15 protein-coding genes are annotated in these 13,937 nt (G+C 72.3%); 10 read left to right on the plus strand and 5 right to left on the minus strand.

All coding sequences use genetic code 11. The annotated features are described in order from the left end of the window. Positions 1-6 precede the first annotated feature (6 nt). From GA0070558_RS08950 to GA0070558_RS08960, 3 genes are all read right to left on the minus strand, one after another. Positions 7-570, minus strand: coding sequence for a GNAT family N-acetyltransferase (locus GA0070558_RS08950; RefSeq protein ID WP_091277611.1), 564 nt, complete (start codon positions 568-570; stop codon positions 7-9). A gap of 113 nt (positions 571-683) precedes the next feature. Then, on the minus strand, positions 684-947 hold the full coding sequence (locus GA0070558_RS08955; protein WP_091277613.1) for a hypothetical protein: 264 nt from the start codon (positions 945-947) through the stop codon (positions 684-686). Between the two features lie 2 nt (positions 948-949). After that, positions 950-1,243, minus strand: coding sequence for a cell division protein DivIVA (locus tag GA0070558_RS08960; protein WP_256091828.1), 294 nt, complete (start codon positions 1,241-1,243; stop codon positions 950-952). A gap of 215 nt (positions 1,244-1,458) precedes the next feature. On the opposite strand from GA0070558_RS08960, the gene GA0070558_RS08965 reads away from it, so the two are divergent. From GA0070558_RS08965 to GA0070558_RS08975, 3 genes are all read left to right on the plus strand, one after another. Then, a complete protein-coding gene (locus tag GA0070558_RS08965) occupies positions 1,459-1,698 on the plus strand; it encodes a winged helix-turn-helix domain-containing protein (RefSeq protein ID WP_077937763.1) in 240 nt (79 codons plus the stop codon). 90 nt (positions 1,699-1,788) lie between these two features. Next, positions 1,789-2,436: a DUF433 domain-containing protein gene (locus GA0070558_RS08970; RefSeq protein WP_077937769.1), complete on the plus strand. Its 648-nt coding sequence runs from the start codon at positions 1,789-1,791 to the stop codon at positions 2,434-2,436. Beyond that, entirely contained in the window at positions 2,399-2,812 is a 414-nt protein-coding gene (locus GA0070558_RS08975) for a PIN-like domain-containing protein (RefSeq protein ID WP_077937764.1), read from the plus strand. The genes GA0070558_RS08970 and GA0070558_RS08975 overlap by 38 nt, the downstream gene beginning before the upstream one ends. Before the next feature lie 164 nt (positions 2,813-2,976). On the opposite strand, the gene GA0070558_RS08980 is transcribed toward GA0070558_RS08975, so the two are convergent. Next, complete coding sequence (locus GA0070558_RS08980) at positions 2,977-5,703, minus strand: hypothetical protein (protein WP_091277615.1); 2,727 nt, start codon at positions 5,701-5,703, stop codon at positions 2,977-2,979. Between the two features lie 116 nt (positions 5,704-5,819). Then, positions 5,820-7,337 (minus strand): S8 family peptidase, encoded by a 1,518-nt coding sequence (locus tag GA0070558_RS08985; RefSeq protein WP_256091829.1) that lies wholly within the window; start codon positions 7,335-7,337, stop codon positions 5,820-5,822. Between the two features lie 306 nt (positions 7,338-7,643). On the opposite strand from GA0070558_RS08985, the gene GA0070558_RS08990 reads away from it, so the two are divergent. Genes GA0070558_RS08990 through GA0070558_RS09020 form a run of 7 tightly spaced genes read left to right on the plus strand, consistent with a single transcriptional unit; the run spans position 7,644 to position 13,930 of the window. Continuing rightward, positions 7,644-7,985 (plus strand): DUF4286 family protein, encoded by a 342-nt coding sequence (locus GA0070558_RS08990; RefSeq protein ID WP_091277619.1) that lies wholly within the window; start codon positions 7,644-7,646, stop codon positions 7,983-7,985. Continuing rightward, positions 7,982-9,262 (plus strand): sedoheptulose 7-phosphate cyclase, encoded by a 1,281-nt coding sequence (locus tag GA0070558_RS08995; protein WP_256091830.1) that lies wholly within the window; start codon positions 7,982-7,984, stop codon positions 9,260-9,262. The genes GA0070558_RS08990 and GA0070558_RS08995 overlap by 4 nt, the downstream gene beginning before the upstream one ends. Further along, positions 9,259-10,380 carry a sugar phosphate nucleotidyltransferase gene (locus GA0070558_RS09000; protein WP_091277621.1) on the plus strand — a complete coding sequence of 374 codons (1,122 nt, stop codon included), beginning with the start codon at positions 9,259-9,261 and terminating at the stop codon, positions 10,378-10,380. Before GA0070558_RS08995 ends, GA0070558_RS09000 begins: the two co-directional genes overlap by 4 nt. Continuing rightward, positions 10,377-11,444: an ROK family protein gene (locus tag GA0070558_RS09005; protein ID WP_091277825.1), complete on the plus strand. Its 1,068-nt coding sequence runs from the start codon at positions 10,377-10,379 to the stop codon at positions 11,442-11,444. The genes GA0070558_RS09000 and GA0070558_RS09005 overlap by 4 nt, the downstream gene beginning before the upstream one ends. Continuing rightward, positions 11,422-12,318, plus strand: coding sequence for an SDR family oxidoreductase (locus GA0070558_RS09010; RefSeq protein WP_091277622.1), 897 nt, complete (start codon positions 11,422-11,424; stop codon positions 12,316-12,318). The genes GA0070558_RS09005 and GA0070558_RS09010 overlap by 23 nt, the downstream gene beginning before the upstream one ends. Further along, positions 12,315-12,869, plus strand: a complete 555-nt coding sequence (locus GA0070558_RS09015) for an NUDIX domain-containing protein (protein WP_228986879.1) — start codon at positions 12,315-12,317, stop codon at positions 12,867-12,869. Before GA0070558_RS09010 ends, GA0070558_RS09015 begins: the two co-directional genes overlap by 4 nt. After that, positions 12,866-13,930 carry a VOC family protein gene (locus GA0070558_RS09020; protein WP_091277624.1) on the plus strand — a complete coding sequence of 355 codons (1,065 nt, stop codon included), beginning with the start codon at positions 12,866-12,868 and terminating at the stop codon, positions 13,928-13,930. Before GA0070558_RS09015 ends, GA0070558_RS09020 begins: the two co-directional genes overlap by 4 nt. The last annotated feature ends 7 nt before the right edge of the window (positions 13,931-13,937 follow it).

Raw genomic sequence — 13,937 nt, forward strand, 5'->3', positions numbered from 1 at the left:
GCGTGGCTACCGCCGCGCCCACTGCTCGTTGGTGATCTCGTAGAGCACGCCGCCGTGCTCGGCGCCCTCGATCATCGCCATGTCGTCGGGGACGGGGGTGGTCTCCGTGAGCGTCATGCCGAGCTTCTCCATGATGTTGCGCGAGGCCCGGTTGACGGTCATCGTCTCCGCCCAGACCCTGCGCACGCCGAGTTCCGTGAACGCCTTGCCCAGCAGGGCCCGCGAGCCCTCGGTGGCGTAGCCGTTGCCCCAGGCCGCCCGCCGCAGGCGGTAGCCGAGCTCGACCTCGTCCAGCGGGCCCTGCGGTGCGGGGCGCAGGATGAACCAGCCGACGAACGCGCCGCCGGCCTTCTCGTGCGCGGCGAACAGCCCGAGGTTGCCGTTCCACTTCTGGTAGCCGGCGAGGATGTTCGGCAGGTAGCGCTCGCGGACGATCTCCGGCGGGGTCGGTTCGCCGCCGCTGAGGTAGCGCATCACCTGCGGGTCGCTGTCCAGCTCGATCAGCAGGTCCGCGTCGTCGGCGGTGAAGTGGCGCAGCGTCAGGCGCTCGGTGTCCAGATAGGTGTCCACGCGGTGATCGTGCCCGAGTCGCGGCGGGCAGCCCAACGGGTTTTCCCGACGCCGCCCTCTCACCTCCGCCGCCCGGAGACCCGACCGGCTCGCGAGGGGGTCGACGCGGACCGCTACGCGGGGCGTGACGACGAGCCACGCGGGACGGCCGCCGTCGCCGGGGCCGCAGGCCGGAGCCCGGCGAGCTGGACGTAGATCTCGCGCTTGGCGGTGGCCAGGCCGCGCTGGTCGAGGACGTAGCCGGCGAGCCAGATCCAGCCGTGGTAGGTCGGCAGGTCGGGCACCGACACGACGCGGAAGGTGACGGCCCGGTCCCCGGCGAACTGCACCGAGGCTCGGCCGTCGACGGTCAGCAGGTCACCGGGGGCCGGGCGCACCGCTACCAGTGACCCCGGTTGGGCCGGGCGTCGTCCGGCGGGACGCACTCCCGGGCGTGTATGACCTGCCAGTCGCGCAGCGCCCGTTTCAGCCGGTCGTTCTCCTGGGTCAGCAGCCGCACGTCCTCGTGCAGCCCGGCCAGCTCGTCGGCCAGCCGGGTCTGGAACTCGCGCACCTGGTCGGCGTCGACGCCCCGCCGACGCGGGTCGAACGCCCAGGTACGCACCTCGTGCGGGGTCAGCCGGTCGGGCCGGCCCGTTCCGTAGAGCCGGCCGCCTCGATACACGTGGGCCACGACGGTCCTTTCCGGGGCAGGGGGGCGGGCGAGGGCCGTGCGATGGGCCGGGGCGGGCGTGCACACCCGCCCCGACCAGGGAGAGAGCCGATCTCGTTGCCACGCGAGGAGCGGCCCGGCACCAACACTAACGGCTTAGCCGTTTAAGTCAACCACTGGCTGTTGTCGTTTCTGGGCGCTTCGTGATCGAATTGGCGAGCCACGCAAGGAGCGCCATGCCTACGACACCCGACTACATCCGTATCGCCGACGACATCGTTGCTGCCGTCAAGGCGCGCAAGCTCAAGCCCGAGGACAAGCTGCCATCGATCGCGCAGATGGCGGCAGACAACAAGGTCGGCACGTCCACCATCCAGATGGTCTACGTGCGACTGGAGGCGCTGCGCGTCATCCGGCGACACCAGGGGAAGGGCATCTTCGTCACCGACCCGAAGACCTGGATGCGGGAGCCTTGACTGCGACACGGAGTAGCGATACCTAAACGGGTCGTGTAAATCGTTGGGTGCGATGCGATGCTGGGGTCTGTGCGACGGAGGGAGGCGCAATTGATCGACAAGGTTCAGGACGCGCTTCTGACGCCGTCTGACACCGCCCGCTATCTGGGCATACCCCGCAGCACCATGCACTCGTGGTTGGCGGAGAAGGCAGCCGGAGCGCCCCTGGTGCACACGGTGCCGCCCGTCAAGCGCGGATGGCCCTCGGTGCCGTTCGTCGCCGTGATCGAGGCGTACGTCCTGCGGTCCCTTCGTGAGCTGAAGCTCGGGAAGGACAAGATCAGGGACGCGGCAGCCGAGATTCGCAACGTCTTCGGCAACCCGTACGGCCTGGCGGACCGAAGGATCGCCACGGATGGCATCGACGTGTTCGTCCACTACGTGGACACCGACGAGCTTGCGCGTGCCGGTGACCGGCAGATGCCCATCCGCGAAGTGATTTCGGACTACCTGAACTACATCGTCTGGGAGCCCTCCGACGCGTATCCCGCCCGGCTGCGGCTGCGTCAGTATCCCGACACTGCCCAGGTGGTCATCGATCCGCGATTCGGTTGGGGTGCTCCTGTCGTCGCACGCAACAAGGTCCCGGTCGAGGCGGTTGTGGGGATGTGGCGTGCTGGTGAGTCGTCCGAAACTGTTGCTGACGAGTACGGGCTGACCGTTGACGAGGTCGAAGCCGTCGTTCGAGTCGCTGCCTGAGTTCTTCGTCGATCGTTGCTTGGGTAAGACCACGCCTCGGACGCTGATCGAGGCGGGCTGGCCCCTGCACCTGGTGACCGATGTATTTCCTGCCGATGGCCAGTTCACCGGCGACGACGAGTGGATCGAGTATGGCCTGAAGCAGGGCTGGACGATGCTGACCCAGGACAAGCGCATCCGCAACCAGCTTCCGGTCCTCGACCGTCTGGCTGCCTCGGGGCTTACCATCCACTGCCTGAGCAGCGCCGAGTTGTCGCCGGCAAAGCGTGCCGAGCGCTTCGAGCGCCACCGCGACAGGATCTGGCGATACGGGACTGAGGGGCCACCCGGGTTCTATGTCGTCTACGAGGACTCAGTCGTTCGGCGTTGGCCATAGGTGGCGAACCACCGCCCACCCACGTTGGGCCTGTGAGCGTCTGCGTCGAAGTGGGGCTGGGCCGTGGGCCAAGGCAAGGCCGTCGTGTTCTCCGAGCAGCCGGCCGACTTCGCGACGCGCCCCGCCCGGAGGCCCGATGTGATCGCAGCCGCGCCCGGTTCGCCTCACGTGCAGGGGCGTGCCCCCAGGTAGGTGCTGCCGTCGCCGGTGCCGCCCTCCGGGTCGAGGGCGTAGACGTGGAGCTGGGTGCCCGGTGTGCACCCGGAGAGCGTGAACCGGAACCCGTGCACTCCGCTGATGCCGAAGTAGGCGTTCACGTCCGGCCGGTTGGTCGCGGTCGGGAAGTCGCCCAGGTGCGTTCCCACGCCCGCCGGCCCGCCCCGGTAGACGGCGACCGTCGAGGAGGTCCCCGGCTGGTCCGGGTCGACGGCCCAGCCCTCCACGGTGGAGCCGGTGAGCAGCTCGAAGTTGCCGCGCGGGGGCGTAGTCCAGCGGAACACCCGGGTGTCGCCCGCGTTGAACGGCAGGTTCGCCAGCTGCGAGCAGTTGCGGCACAGCTCGACGTCACTCGGGTACAGGGCGGTCTCGTACACCCGGGGCATGGCCTGCGGCAGCCGGACGGTCCTCGTGCCGGTGGTGCCGGCGTGCACCATCAGCGTGTTGCCGGCGGCCTCCACCGCGTCGCCGGCCGGCGCGAAGTGGTGCACGCCCGCGTCCTCGCTGATCCTGCGCAGCGCGGCCAGGGGCAGCTTGGGCGCGGCGGCGTACACCGACGTCCAGCTTCCGCCCGCGACGGGGATGGACTTGCGGGCCAGGGAGACCCCGCCCGCCTGGTACGTGCCGAGCGTCGTCGCGCCCGCGTCGGTGACGGTGAACCACGGCGTCAGCGGGTACGCCGGCCCGCCGCTCTGCCCGACGAACGAGTAGTTCTGCCCCAGGTTGGGGGTGCCGGTGCCCTTGGCGACCGTGATGCCGGTGAGCGCGGCCATCGAGGCGGTGGAGGCGGCCTGGTCGCCCTGCACGTACCCGGCGGCGTACAGCGACAGCACGGTGCGGCCGGGGGTCTTCAGCCTGGTGTCGATCGCCGTGCGCACCGTCGGGGAGACCGCGTAGGCGTTCGGCAGGACCGCGAGCTTGATCGCGCTCAGGTCGAGGTTGCCCTTGGTCAGGTCGCTGAGCAGGTAGTGCCGCACGGGTGTGCCCAGCCGGGTCAGGTCGTCCACCAGGTTGGAGAGCTGGTCGCTGGCGAAGGCGTACGAGTTCTCCCCGGCGGGGGTCAGGGCGGGCTGGTAGTTGGCCGACACGTCGTCGACGAACACCGCGACCTGGGGCTGGTAGGCGTTCGCCCCGCCGTGCTGGATCTTGTCGGCGGCCCGGAACACCGACTGGAGGTTCGCCCACATGGCCTCCGAGTCGCCGGCGCGCGCCGGGTCGCCGAACCAGCCGACGCCCTGCAGGTCGAGGAAGTGGAGGGCCCGGCCGCCGATCGCGGCGGTCGTCAGGTCGCGGCGCAGCAGGCGGATGCTGTCCCACAGGTTCGTCGCGGTCTGGAACGGGACGGGCTGGCAGTTCGTCGGCGCGCAGGCCAGCAGCGTACGCGTGTCGTCCTCGTCAAGCCACAGCTTGTTGGCCAGCCGCATGGTGTCCGGCGGCCCCTGCTGGACGAAGCCGTTGCCGAGGCTGCGGCTGTCGCCGTACGAGTAGGGCACGCCGATGATGTCCACGGACGGGCTGTCGACCAGCGTCGCCAGGTCGTTGCTCCCGCTCATGCCCAGTTCGGCGCGCAGGCCGTAGAGGTAGCCGTAGAAGACGGCGGTGAGGATGCGGTTGCCGGTGGCCTGCTTGGCCCTGGCCAGCAGGCGGGTGATGGCGGCGACGTTGCGCGACGACAGGTACTGCTGGTATTTGGCGGCCCGCAGCGAGTTGACGTCGGCCGGGTCCAGCACGGTGCCGCGTGCGGCCCCCGAGGTCGGCGGAGACTGGCCGGGGACGGCATTGTTGCGTTCGGTGGGGGTGGCCGACCGGCAGCCCGGGACCAGGCTCGCCGGCAGCGCGCTCCAGGCGCAGAAGCCGGCCTCGGCGCTGGCGGAGTAGTCGTCCAGGTAGAACGAGTGCCGTCCGCGCGGGCCGGGCCGGGTGCCCGCGTCGTTGGTCCAGGGGTAGAGCTGGCAGACCCGCACGCCGTCCGGGCCGGTGGCGCAGAGGTTCGGGCTGCCCCAGTCCAGCATCTTGTTGGTGGTGTCGTCGTAGCCGTACGGCCGGTAGAACCACTCGCCGCCGTTCTCGTAGGCGATCAGCACCGCCATGACCCGGCCGGGATACTGGGCGTCCATCCGCGTCAGCACCCGGCTGATCTGCTGTTCCTGGTAGGCCAGCCACGCCTCGCTGAACGTCCACGGGTGGCCCGCGCCGTTCGTGTCGTCGCGGACGTTGCCCTGGAGGTCCTTCATCCGCATGGGCTCGGCGCCGGGCGGCGCGTCCTGTAGGTACATGCGGACCATCAGGTACGGCCGGGGGTTGAGCTGGTTGAGCCGGCCGGCCAACTGGTCGATGAACGCGTCGCTGGTGTTGTTGAGGTGCACCTGGAGCATGGGTGCGACGTTCATCTCCGGCGCGGCCGTGTTCGCCGCGGCCAGTTGGGCCTGGTAGTTGAAGTACGACCAGTTGTTCTGCCCGATCGGGGTGCTCTGCGTGTTGAGCGCCATGAAGAACGGCGTGGTCGTCCGGCAGCCACCGCCCTGGTCGCACAACTGGATCACCTTGCGGCCGTTGCGGTTGACGATCGTCGACTGCGGCCCGGACCAGCCGTCGGCGTGGGCGTACGCGGTGGGCAGGACGGGGGTGAACGGCAGCACGATGAGCGCGGCCAGAACGGCGAGCAGTCGTCTCATGCGTCCTCCCGACGCGGCGTGGGGCGGTGGGGTCAGGTGGGACGGGCGGGGCGCGGCCACGGGACCGGGTCGCGCCCCGCCCGTCGGTCAAGGGGCGGGCGGGTGGGGCGGGCGGCTCAGAGGAGCAGGTAGCCGTGCGACCCCTCGGCGATCTGCCCCTCGCAGTTCGCGTCCGGCGAGTCGAAGTGCTCCCCGTTGCTGCGCACCCGGCACCGGTAGAAGACCTGGCTGGGGGCGGCCGGCGGCGCGTCGTAGGCGTAGCCGATCACCCCGAGGAAGGTCTTCCCCTCGCAGCCGGCGGACAGGGAGGTGAACCTGTCGCTGCCCACCTGGCACTGGTAGAGGGCGTGCGTGCCGGCGACGGCGCTGGTGTGCACCTTGCCGAGCGGGCCCTCGGCCTGGTAGCTGCCGCCGGGGTGGGTGGTGGAGCTGACGTGGTCGCCGGCCCCGTAGTACCGGGTGAGCGTGGCGGTGCCGGGGGAGGGCGGCGCGGAGCCGGTGTAGAGCAGGCGGTTCGGCGAGCCCGTGCCCGGGTTGGTGATCTTGCCGGGGGTCGAGGCGTCGAAGAGGGCGCTGGCGACCTGGGCCGGGGTCAGGCCGGGGTTGCCGGCGAGGACCAGCGCGGCGGCGCCCGCGACGTGCGGGGTGGCCATCGAGGTCCCGCTGAGCGTGGCGGTGGCGGTGTCGCTGCCGTTGGACGCCGAGACGATGCCGTCGCCGGGGGCGAAGATGTCGGTGCAGGTGCCCCAGTTCGAGAACGACGCGCGGGCGTCGGCCGTGGTGCTGGCGTTGACGGTGATCGCCTCGGCGACCCGGGCGGGGGAGTAGTTGCACGCGTCGAGGTTGCTGTTGCCGGAGGCGATGGCGTAGACGATGCCGTCGGCGATCGAGTTGCGCACGGCGTCCTCGAGGGCGCCCTGCGCGCCGCTGGCGCCGAGGCTCATGTTGGCCACAGCCGGCACGCCGGCGGCGTGGTGGCCGGTCACCCAGTCGACGCCGGCGGTGACGCCGGCCAGGGTGCCGCTGCCGCCGCAGTTGAGCACCTTGACCGCGACCAGGGAGACCGCCTTGGCCACGCCGTACTGGGAGCCGCCGATGGTGCCCGCGACGTGGGTGCCGTGGCCGTTGGTGGAGCAGTCCGAGTCGAGGCCGTCGCCGGTGGTGTTGGTGCCCCAGGTGGCCCTGCCGCCGAAGGTGGTGTGGGTGGTCCGGATGCCGGTGTCGATCACGTACGCGCGCACGGTGGACGCCGTCGTCGGGTACGAGTAGCTGCCGTCCAGCGGCAGGTCGCGCTGGTCGATCCGGTCCAGGCCCCACGACGGCGGGCTGGGCTGGGTGTCCAGGGCCCGCACCGCGCGGTTCTGCTGGACGTACGACACGCCGGACTCGGCCGCCAGGCGTCGGGCCGCGCCGCGGCTCATCGTGCCGGCGAAACCGTGCAGCGCGTGCCCGTAGGTGTGTTCCACCCCGACGTCGTACTTCGCGGCCAGCCGTCCGGTCAGGGCGGCGATGTCCGCGCGATTGTCGGCGGCGACCCGGTCGTCGAACACGACGAGGTAACTGCCGTCGATGGCACCCGGATCTCCGGTTCCCCGCACCTGTCCCGCAGCAGTTGCCGGAGATGCGATTCCCATTGCCAGGATGGTTGTCGCTGCCGCGAACGCGGCGAGACCGACCACATTCGGTCGACGCACTCGGGAATGATCCATGGTGGTGCATGATTCAGGACCAATAGCCAGGTGTCAATATTTTAGAATGACTTTGCTGGTCAGGTGTAGGAACACGATGCACTGACGATGCCGGCTAGATCCTTTTCGCAGGGCATTGCCGCGTGCAGGGCGATCGGTTATGGTCCATGTCTGCATTGATGGATATTGCTGCCGATCCCGGCGATCCAGGCCACGTAACCGCCATCCTCGTCATAGCTGGAGTAATGCGCGATGGCCGTGAACAATCGTCACCTGCTGCTGATCCACACCAGTCCGTTCCATGGTTGTGAGAACGAGTTCAACCACTGGTACGACGACGTTCATCTCGCCGAGGTTCTCGCCGTTCCCGGTTTCGTCGGGGCGCGGCGTTTCGTCCTCCCGGAGACCGCGGGCGAACGCCGGCGGTACGTCGCGATCTACGAGGTCGAAACCGACGACATCGCGGCCACCATGAAGCGGTTCGAGAAGGCCCGACCGGCCATGTCGACCACGCCGGCCCTCGACCCGTCCAGCGTCGCCATCGAGCTGCTGACCCCAGTGACTCCGCCGGTGACCCCAGGGCAACCGCAGTGACGACGGAGGAGGGACTCATCGAATCGACGACGCCGGTATCCGCAGGACAGGCCGCCACCGGCAACGGGCTGTCGACCCTGGGCCACGACGGGGACCCGGGGTGGCGGGTCGACGCCTCCCAGGCCGTGAGCTACGAGGTGCGCCTCTGCCGGGGGCTGCTCGACCCGGCCTCCGACCTGATGGTGACGGCCGCGAGCACGGGGGACGGCCCCGGCCGCCGCCGCCTGGTCGTGCTGGACTCCCAGGTGGACGTCCTGTTCGGCGAACGCATCAGGGCATACCTGGAGGCGCACCGGGTGACCTACGAGCTGTGCGTCGTCGAGGCCGACGAGCGCCGCAAGACGATGACGTCGGTGTTCCGCGTGGTGTCGGCCATGGACGCGTTCGGCGTGGCCCGCCGCCGCGAGCCCGTCATCGCGGTGGGCGGGGGAGTGCTCACCGACATCGTCGGGCTCGCCGCCAGCCTCTACCGCCGCTCGACGCCGTACGTGCGGGTGCCGACCACCCTCATCGGCATGGTCGACGCCGGGATCGGCTCGAAGACCGGCGTGAACTTCAGCGACCACAAGAACCGGCTCGGCACGTACCACCCCTCCGCGACCACGCTGATCGACCCGGGTTTCCTGGTCACGCTGCCCGTGCGGCACCTGCGCAACGGGCTCGCCGAGGTGCTCAAGATGGCGCTGATCAAGGACCGCCGCCTGTTCGAGCTCCTCGCCGTCCACGGCGCCCGCATCATCGCCGAGCGGATGCAGTCCGCCGGCAGCGCCGACGGCGGCGCGGCGGCGCTGGCCGTGATCCGCCTCGCGATCGGCGGCATGCTGCAGGAGCTGCAGCCGAACCTCTGGGAACACCAGCTCGAACGGGTCGTCGACTACGGGCACTCGTTCTCGCCGGTGATCGAGATGCGGGCGCTGCCGGAGCTGCTGCACGGCGAGGCCGTCGCCGTGGACATGGCGCTGTCGCTCGTGCTCGCCCACCACCGGGGCCTGCTCTCCGCCGAGGACCTGAGCCGCGCGCGCCTGGTCATGGGCGAACTCGGCCTCCCGACCTGGCACCCGGTCTGCTCCACCGAGCTGCTCACCGAGGCGTTGGCCGACACCGTGCGCCACCGCGACGGCCGGCAGCTCATCCCCCTCACGGCCGGCATCGGCCAGGCCCGCTTCGTCGACGACGTGACCCCCGCGGAGCTGGCCGCGGCCCTGGCCCGCCTGGAACCCAACTGGACGTCGATGGCGGCGGCCCCGTCCGCGCCGACGCAGGGGAGCAACGGATGAACGGCGTACGCGCGGTGCTGCTGGCCGGTGGCCGGGGGGAGCGCATGGGCCCGCTGGGCGTCGGCCGGCTCAAGCCGCTGATCCCGTTCGGCGGGACGAGCCGGCTCATCGACTTCAGCCTGCGCAACGCCTGCGACTCCGGCCTCGACGAGGTGCTGCTGCTGTCGCAGTACGAGGAACGCATGCTGATGGACGACCTGCACCGGGTCTGGAACCGGACGCCGGGGTTCCGCGTCCACTTCGGGCCCTACGACGAGGCGTACCGCAGCGTCCCGCCCGGGACCGTCCCCGGCGCGTTGCCGGAGCGGACCTGGCCCGCCGAGCGGGGCACCGCCGACGCCCTGATCAGCAAGGAACGCTGGGTCTTCGGCGGCGCGCCCCGCGACGTCCTGGTGCTGCACGCCGACCACGTCTACCGCTTCGACTACCGGGACATGCTGCGGGAGCACCGGGCGTCGAAGGCCGCGCTGACGGTCGCGTACCAGCGGATCGAACGCCGCTTCGTGCACCTGTTCGGCATGGTCGAGTTCGACGACGCCGGCCGCCTCACCGCGTTCGTCGAGAAACCCGCCGACCCCACGAGCGACCTGGTGTTCGCGGCGTTCTGCCTGTTCGACGCCCGGATCCTGCGCCGCTACCTGGAACAGCTCGCCGGCACCGCCTGGCAGCACGACATCAGCCGCGACGTGATCCCCGCCATGCTGGCCGGCGGGGAGCTCATCCGCGGCCACCGGGTGCCCGGCTACTGGGAGGACATCGGCACCGTCGACCGCTACCACCTGGCGCACCGCTCGCTGCTTCGGCAGCCGCCGTCGATCCCCCTCGCCGACCTGCCCGCCACCGTGCGGCCGGAGGTCGCGCGGCGGATGGTCGATGAAGCGCCGGGGATCCGCCGCTCGCTGGTCCCGGCTGACCTGGTCAACCACGGCCAGATCACGCACAGCGTCGTCTACCCCGGGGCCCGGGTGGGCGCGGGCGCGGTGGTGCACGACAGCGTGCTGCTGCCGGGGGCGGCGGTGGCGGCCGGCGCCCGGATCGACGGGGCGATCGTCCTGGAGGACGGCACCGTCGCGCAGTGCGCCGCCGGAGGCGACGCCGTCGCCGAGGCCCACCGATGACCGACCGGGACGACACGTTCGTCGTCGCCGACATCGGCGGGACGACCCTGCGAATCGGGCACGTGACGGCGGGCGATCCCGTCGTACGGGGGGTGCGCCGCGTCGCGACCGAAGGGTTGGCCCGCCATCCCGGCGCGCCCGTGGCCGAACTCCAGCAGCGGGTCCTGGGCCAGCTCACCACGGAACTCGCCGCGTACCTGGTCAGGTCGGAGGCCGCCGGCAGCCGGGCGGTGGGCCTGTCGTTCGCCGGGCCGACCACCGCCGACGGAGTCGCCCTCGCCGCCCCCACCATCTGGGGCGAGGGCGGCGGGTCCGTGGCGCTGAACGCCCACCTCGGCGCGCGGCTCGGGGTCCCGGTGCTGACCGTCAACGACATCACGGCGGCGGCGTGGCGCTACGCCCGCGCCGCAGACGACGCCTTCTGCCTGTTCACCGTCAGCTCGGGCGTCGGTAGCAAGGTCTTCCGCCGGGGCGAGGTGCTGGTCGACGACGCCGGCTTCGGCGGCGAACTCGGCCACTGGCGGGTCGACTGGAGCGGCACCGGGCCGCCGTGCGACTGCGGCGGGCGCGGGCACCTCGGCGGCATCGCCTCCGGACGCGGCATCCTGCGGGCCGTGCGGGTCGCCGCCCGGCAGCGGCCCGGCGAGTTCGGCGTCTCCGGGCTGGCGGCGTCGTCGGCGGGCCGCCCGGAGGGCATCACGAACGAGGCCGTGGCCCTCGCGGTGCGGGGCGGGGACAGCTTCGCCGTCGACGTCCTGCGCGCCGCGCTCCGGCCGCTCGCGCTGGCGGTGGCGAGCGTCTTCTCCTCCATCGGCATCCGCCGGTTCATCTTCATCGGCGGCTTCGCGGTGGCCGTGGGGCAGCCGTTCGTGGACATCCTCGGCGACGAGCTCACCGAGCTGGGCTGTTTCGGCCTGACCCCGACCCAGGTACGCGCGATGCTCACGCTGGGCGCGGCCGACGACGACCACAGCCTGATCGGTGTCGGCCGGATGCTCGCCGCGGCCGGCGCGGATCCCCGACTCGCAGCGGAGGCCGCGCATGCGTACGTTGATCGTCGGTAGCGGGTTCGTCGGCAGGGCGGTGGCCGACCGGCTCGCCCGCGCGGGCGAGCGACCCGTCCTCGCGTCGAGGCGGCCGCCGCCGCACGCGGCGGCGCCGTGGACCCCGCTGGACGTGACGCGCCCGGCCTCCTGCGCCCGCGCGCTCGCCGACACCGCCGCCGAGCAGGTCGTGCTGGTCCACGGGCCGTCCGACGTGACCTGGTGCGACCGGCACCCGGCCGAGGCGATGGCCGGCCACGAGACGGCGGCCCGCAACATGCTCGCCGCCGCCGGCGACTGCCGCCTGGTGCTCATCTCGACCGACAACGTCTTCGACGGCAGCCGGCCCGACTGCGCCGAGGCGACGCCGACGGCCCCGCCGAACGCCTACGGCCGGGCCAAGCTCGCCGCGGAACAGGTGTTCGCCGGGCACGCCGCCGCGACCGTGCTGCGGGTCAGCCTCGTCTACGGCTGGGAGCCGGCGGACAGCGCCAAGTGGCTCAACTTCTTCGCGGCCTGCGCGCACCGCCTGCTCGCCGGGGAACCGGTGGCCGTCCCCCACGATCAGTGGACCACCCCGGTGCTGGTCGACGACGTCGCCGCGGTGACCGCCGCCGTGCTGACCGCCCGCGACGTCCCGCTGCTGCACCTCGGCGGACCGGACCGGATCTCGCGCGCCGACTGGGCGCTGCTCATCGCCGCGGAACTCGGCGTCGACCCGGGGCTCGTCGTCGCCGAGCCGCGCGCCGCCGGACGCTACGCGGGACGGCCGGAGAACACCTGCCTGACCAGCACCCTGCTGTCCCGGCTGCCCGCCACCGCCGGCGTGCCCGTCCGGGGCGTCCGCGAGGCCGCCCGGCTGTTGGTCGCCGACGGCGTGCGGGCGGCGCGGTGAGCGCCGCGAACGGCCCGGTGACCCGCCGGATCACCGGTCGCACCGTCTACCGCAACGCCTGGATGACGGTGCGCGAGGACGCCGTGGAACGCCCCGACGGGTCCCGTGGCGTCTACGGCGTGGTCGACAAGCCGGACTTCGCCCTCGTCGTCCCCGCCGAGCCGGGCGGATTCCACCTCGTCGAGCAGTACCGCTACCCGGTCGGCGGCCGGTACTGGGAGTTCCCGCAGGGCTCGTGGTCCGAACCGGCCGGCGGGCGCGGCGCCGAGGAACTGGCCGCCGCCGAACTGCGCGAGGAGACCGGCCTGACCGCCGGCACGATGCGCCACCTCGGCCGGGTCCACGTGGCCTACGGCTACGCCAGCCAGGGCTGCCACATCTTCCTCGCCACCGACCTGGTCGCCGGGCCGCCCGCGCGGGAGGCCAGCGAGAGCGACCTGGTGCACCGGTTCGTGACCCACGCCGAGCTGCGGCAGCTCGTCGCCGACGGCAGCTTCACCGACGCCGTCTCCCTGGCGGCGCTCACCCTGCTCGACGGGAGATACCGATGACCGGCCCCGGCATACCCGGCGCGCAGCGGGTCGACCACGTGGCGCTCACGGTCGCCGACCTCGACGCGGCCACCGCGTTCGCCGTCGACGTCCTCGGCGGCGAGGTCGTCTACCGCCTGCCGCCGCTGGCCCGCACCGACGACTGGATGAGCGAACACCTCGACGTGCCGCCCCGGGCCACGGCGGAGATCGCCTTGATCCGTCTCGGCCCCACCACCAACCTCGAACTCTTCCAGTACGCCGTGGCCGGGCAGGTCACCGCGCCGCCGCAGCGCCACGACCCCGGCCACCAGCACCTCGGCTTCCTCGTGGCCGACGTCGCCGAGGCCACCGCCGCCGTCGGTCGGCTCAGCGGACTCACCCCGCAGGACCCCGGCCCGGCCGCCGGGGGGCGGTCACCGCTCGCCGGGGCGTGCCGCGCCCGCTTCCGTACGCCGTGGGGGCTGGCGTTCGAGCTGCGGTCGCCGCCGGAGCCCGCGCCGCACGGGCCACCCGCCCCGGCGGCCCGGCACCGCCCGGACGGGCCCTGGACCAACCGGGGCGCCCGCCCGCCCGGTCCGCCGCCGATCACCGGGCTGCGCGGGGTGGACCACATCGGCTACACCGTCGCCGACCTGGACGAGGCGCTCACCGTGTTCGCCGACGCGCTCGGCGGCGAGCTGCTGCACCGGGGCGTCGAGGCCGACCCCGACGGTCCGGTGGAGGTCGCCGCCCTGCGGATGGGCCCCACCGACAACGTGGAACTGCGGACCTTCGCCCACACCGACCGGGCCGCCCCGCCACCGCGCAACTGCGACGTCGGCGGCCGGCACCTCGCCATCCACGTGCGCGACGTCGACGCCGCCGCGCGCCACCTCGCGGCCCGTCCCGGGTTCACCGTCCTGGGCGCGCCCGAGACCATCGACGACGGGCCGATCGCCGGCGACCGGTGGGTCTACGTGCGCAGCCCGATCGGCCTGCACGTCGAGGTCGTCCGGATGCCCGACGGCGCGCTGCCCTACGAGCGGACCACTGCGGCCCGGCGGGCCCCGGCCGGCGCCCTGAGCTGGACGGACCGGTGACCCGCGC

The sequence above is a fragment of the Micromonospora haikouensis genome (assembly GCF_900091595.1).
Taxonomy (GTDB): domain Bacteria; phylum Actinomycetota; class Actinomycetes; order Mycobacteriales; family Micromonosporaceae; genus Micromonospora; species Micromonospora haikouensis.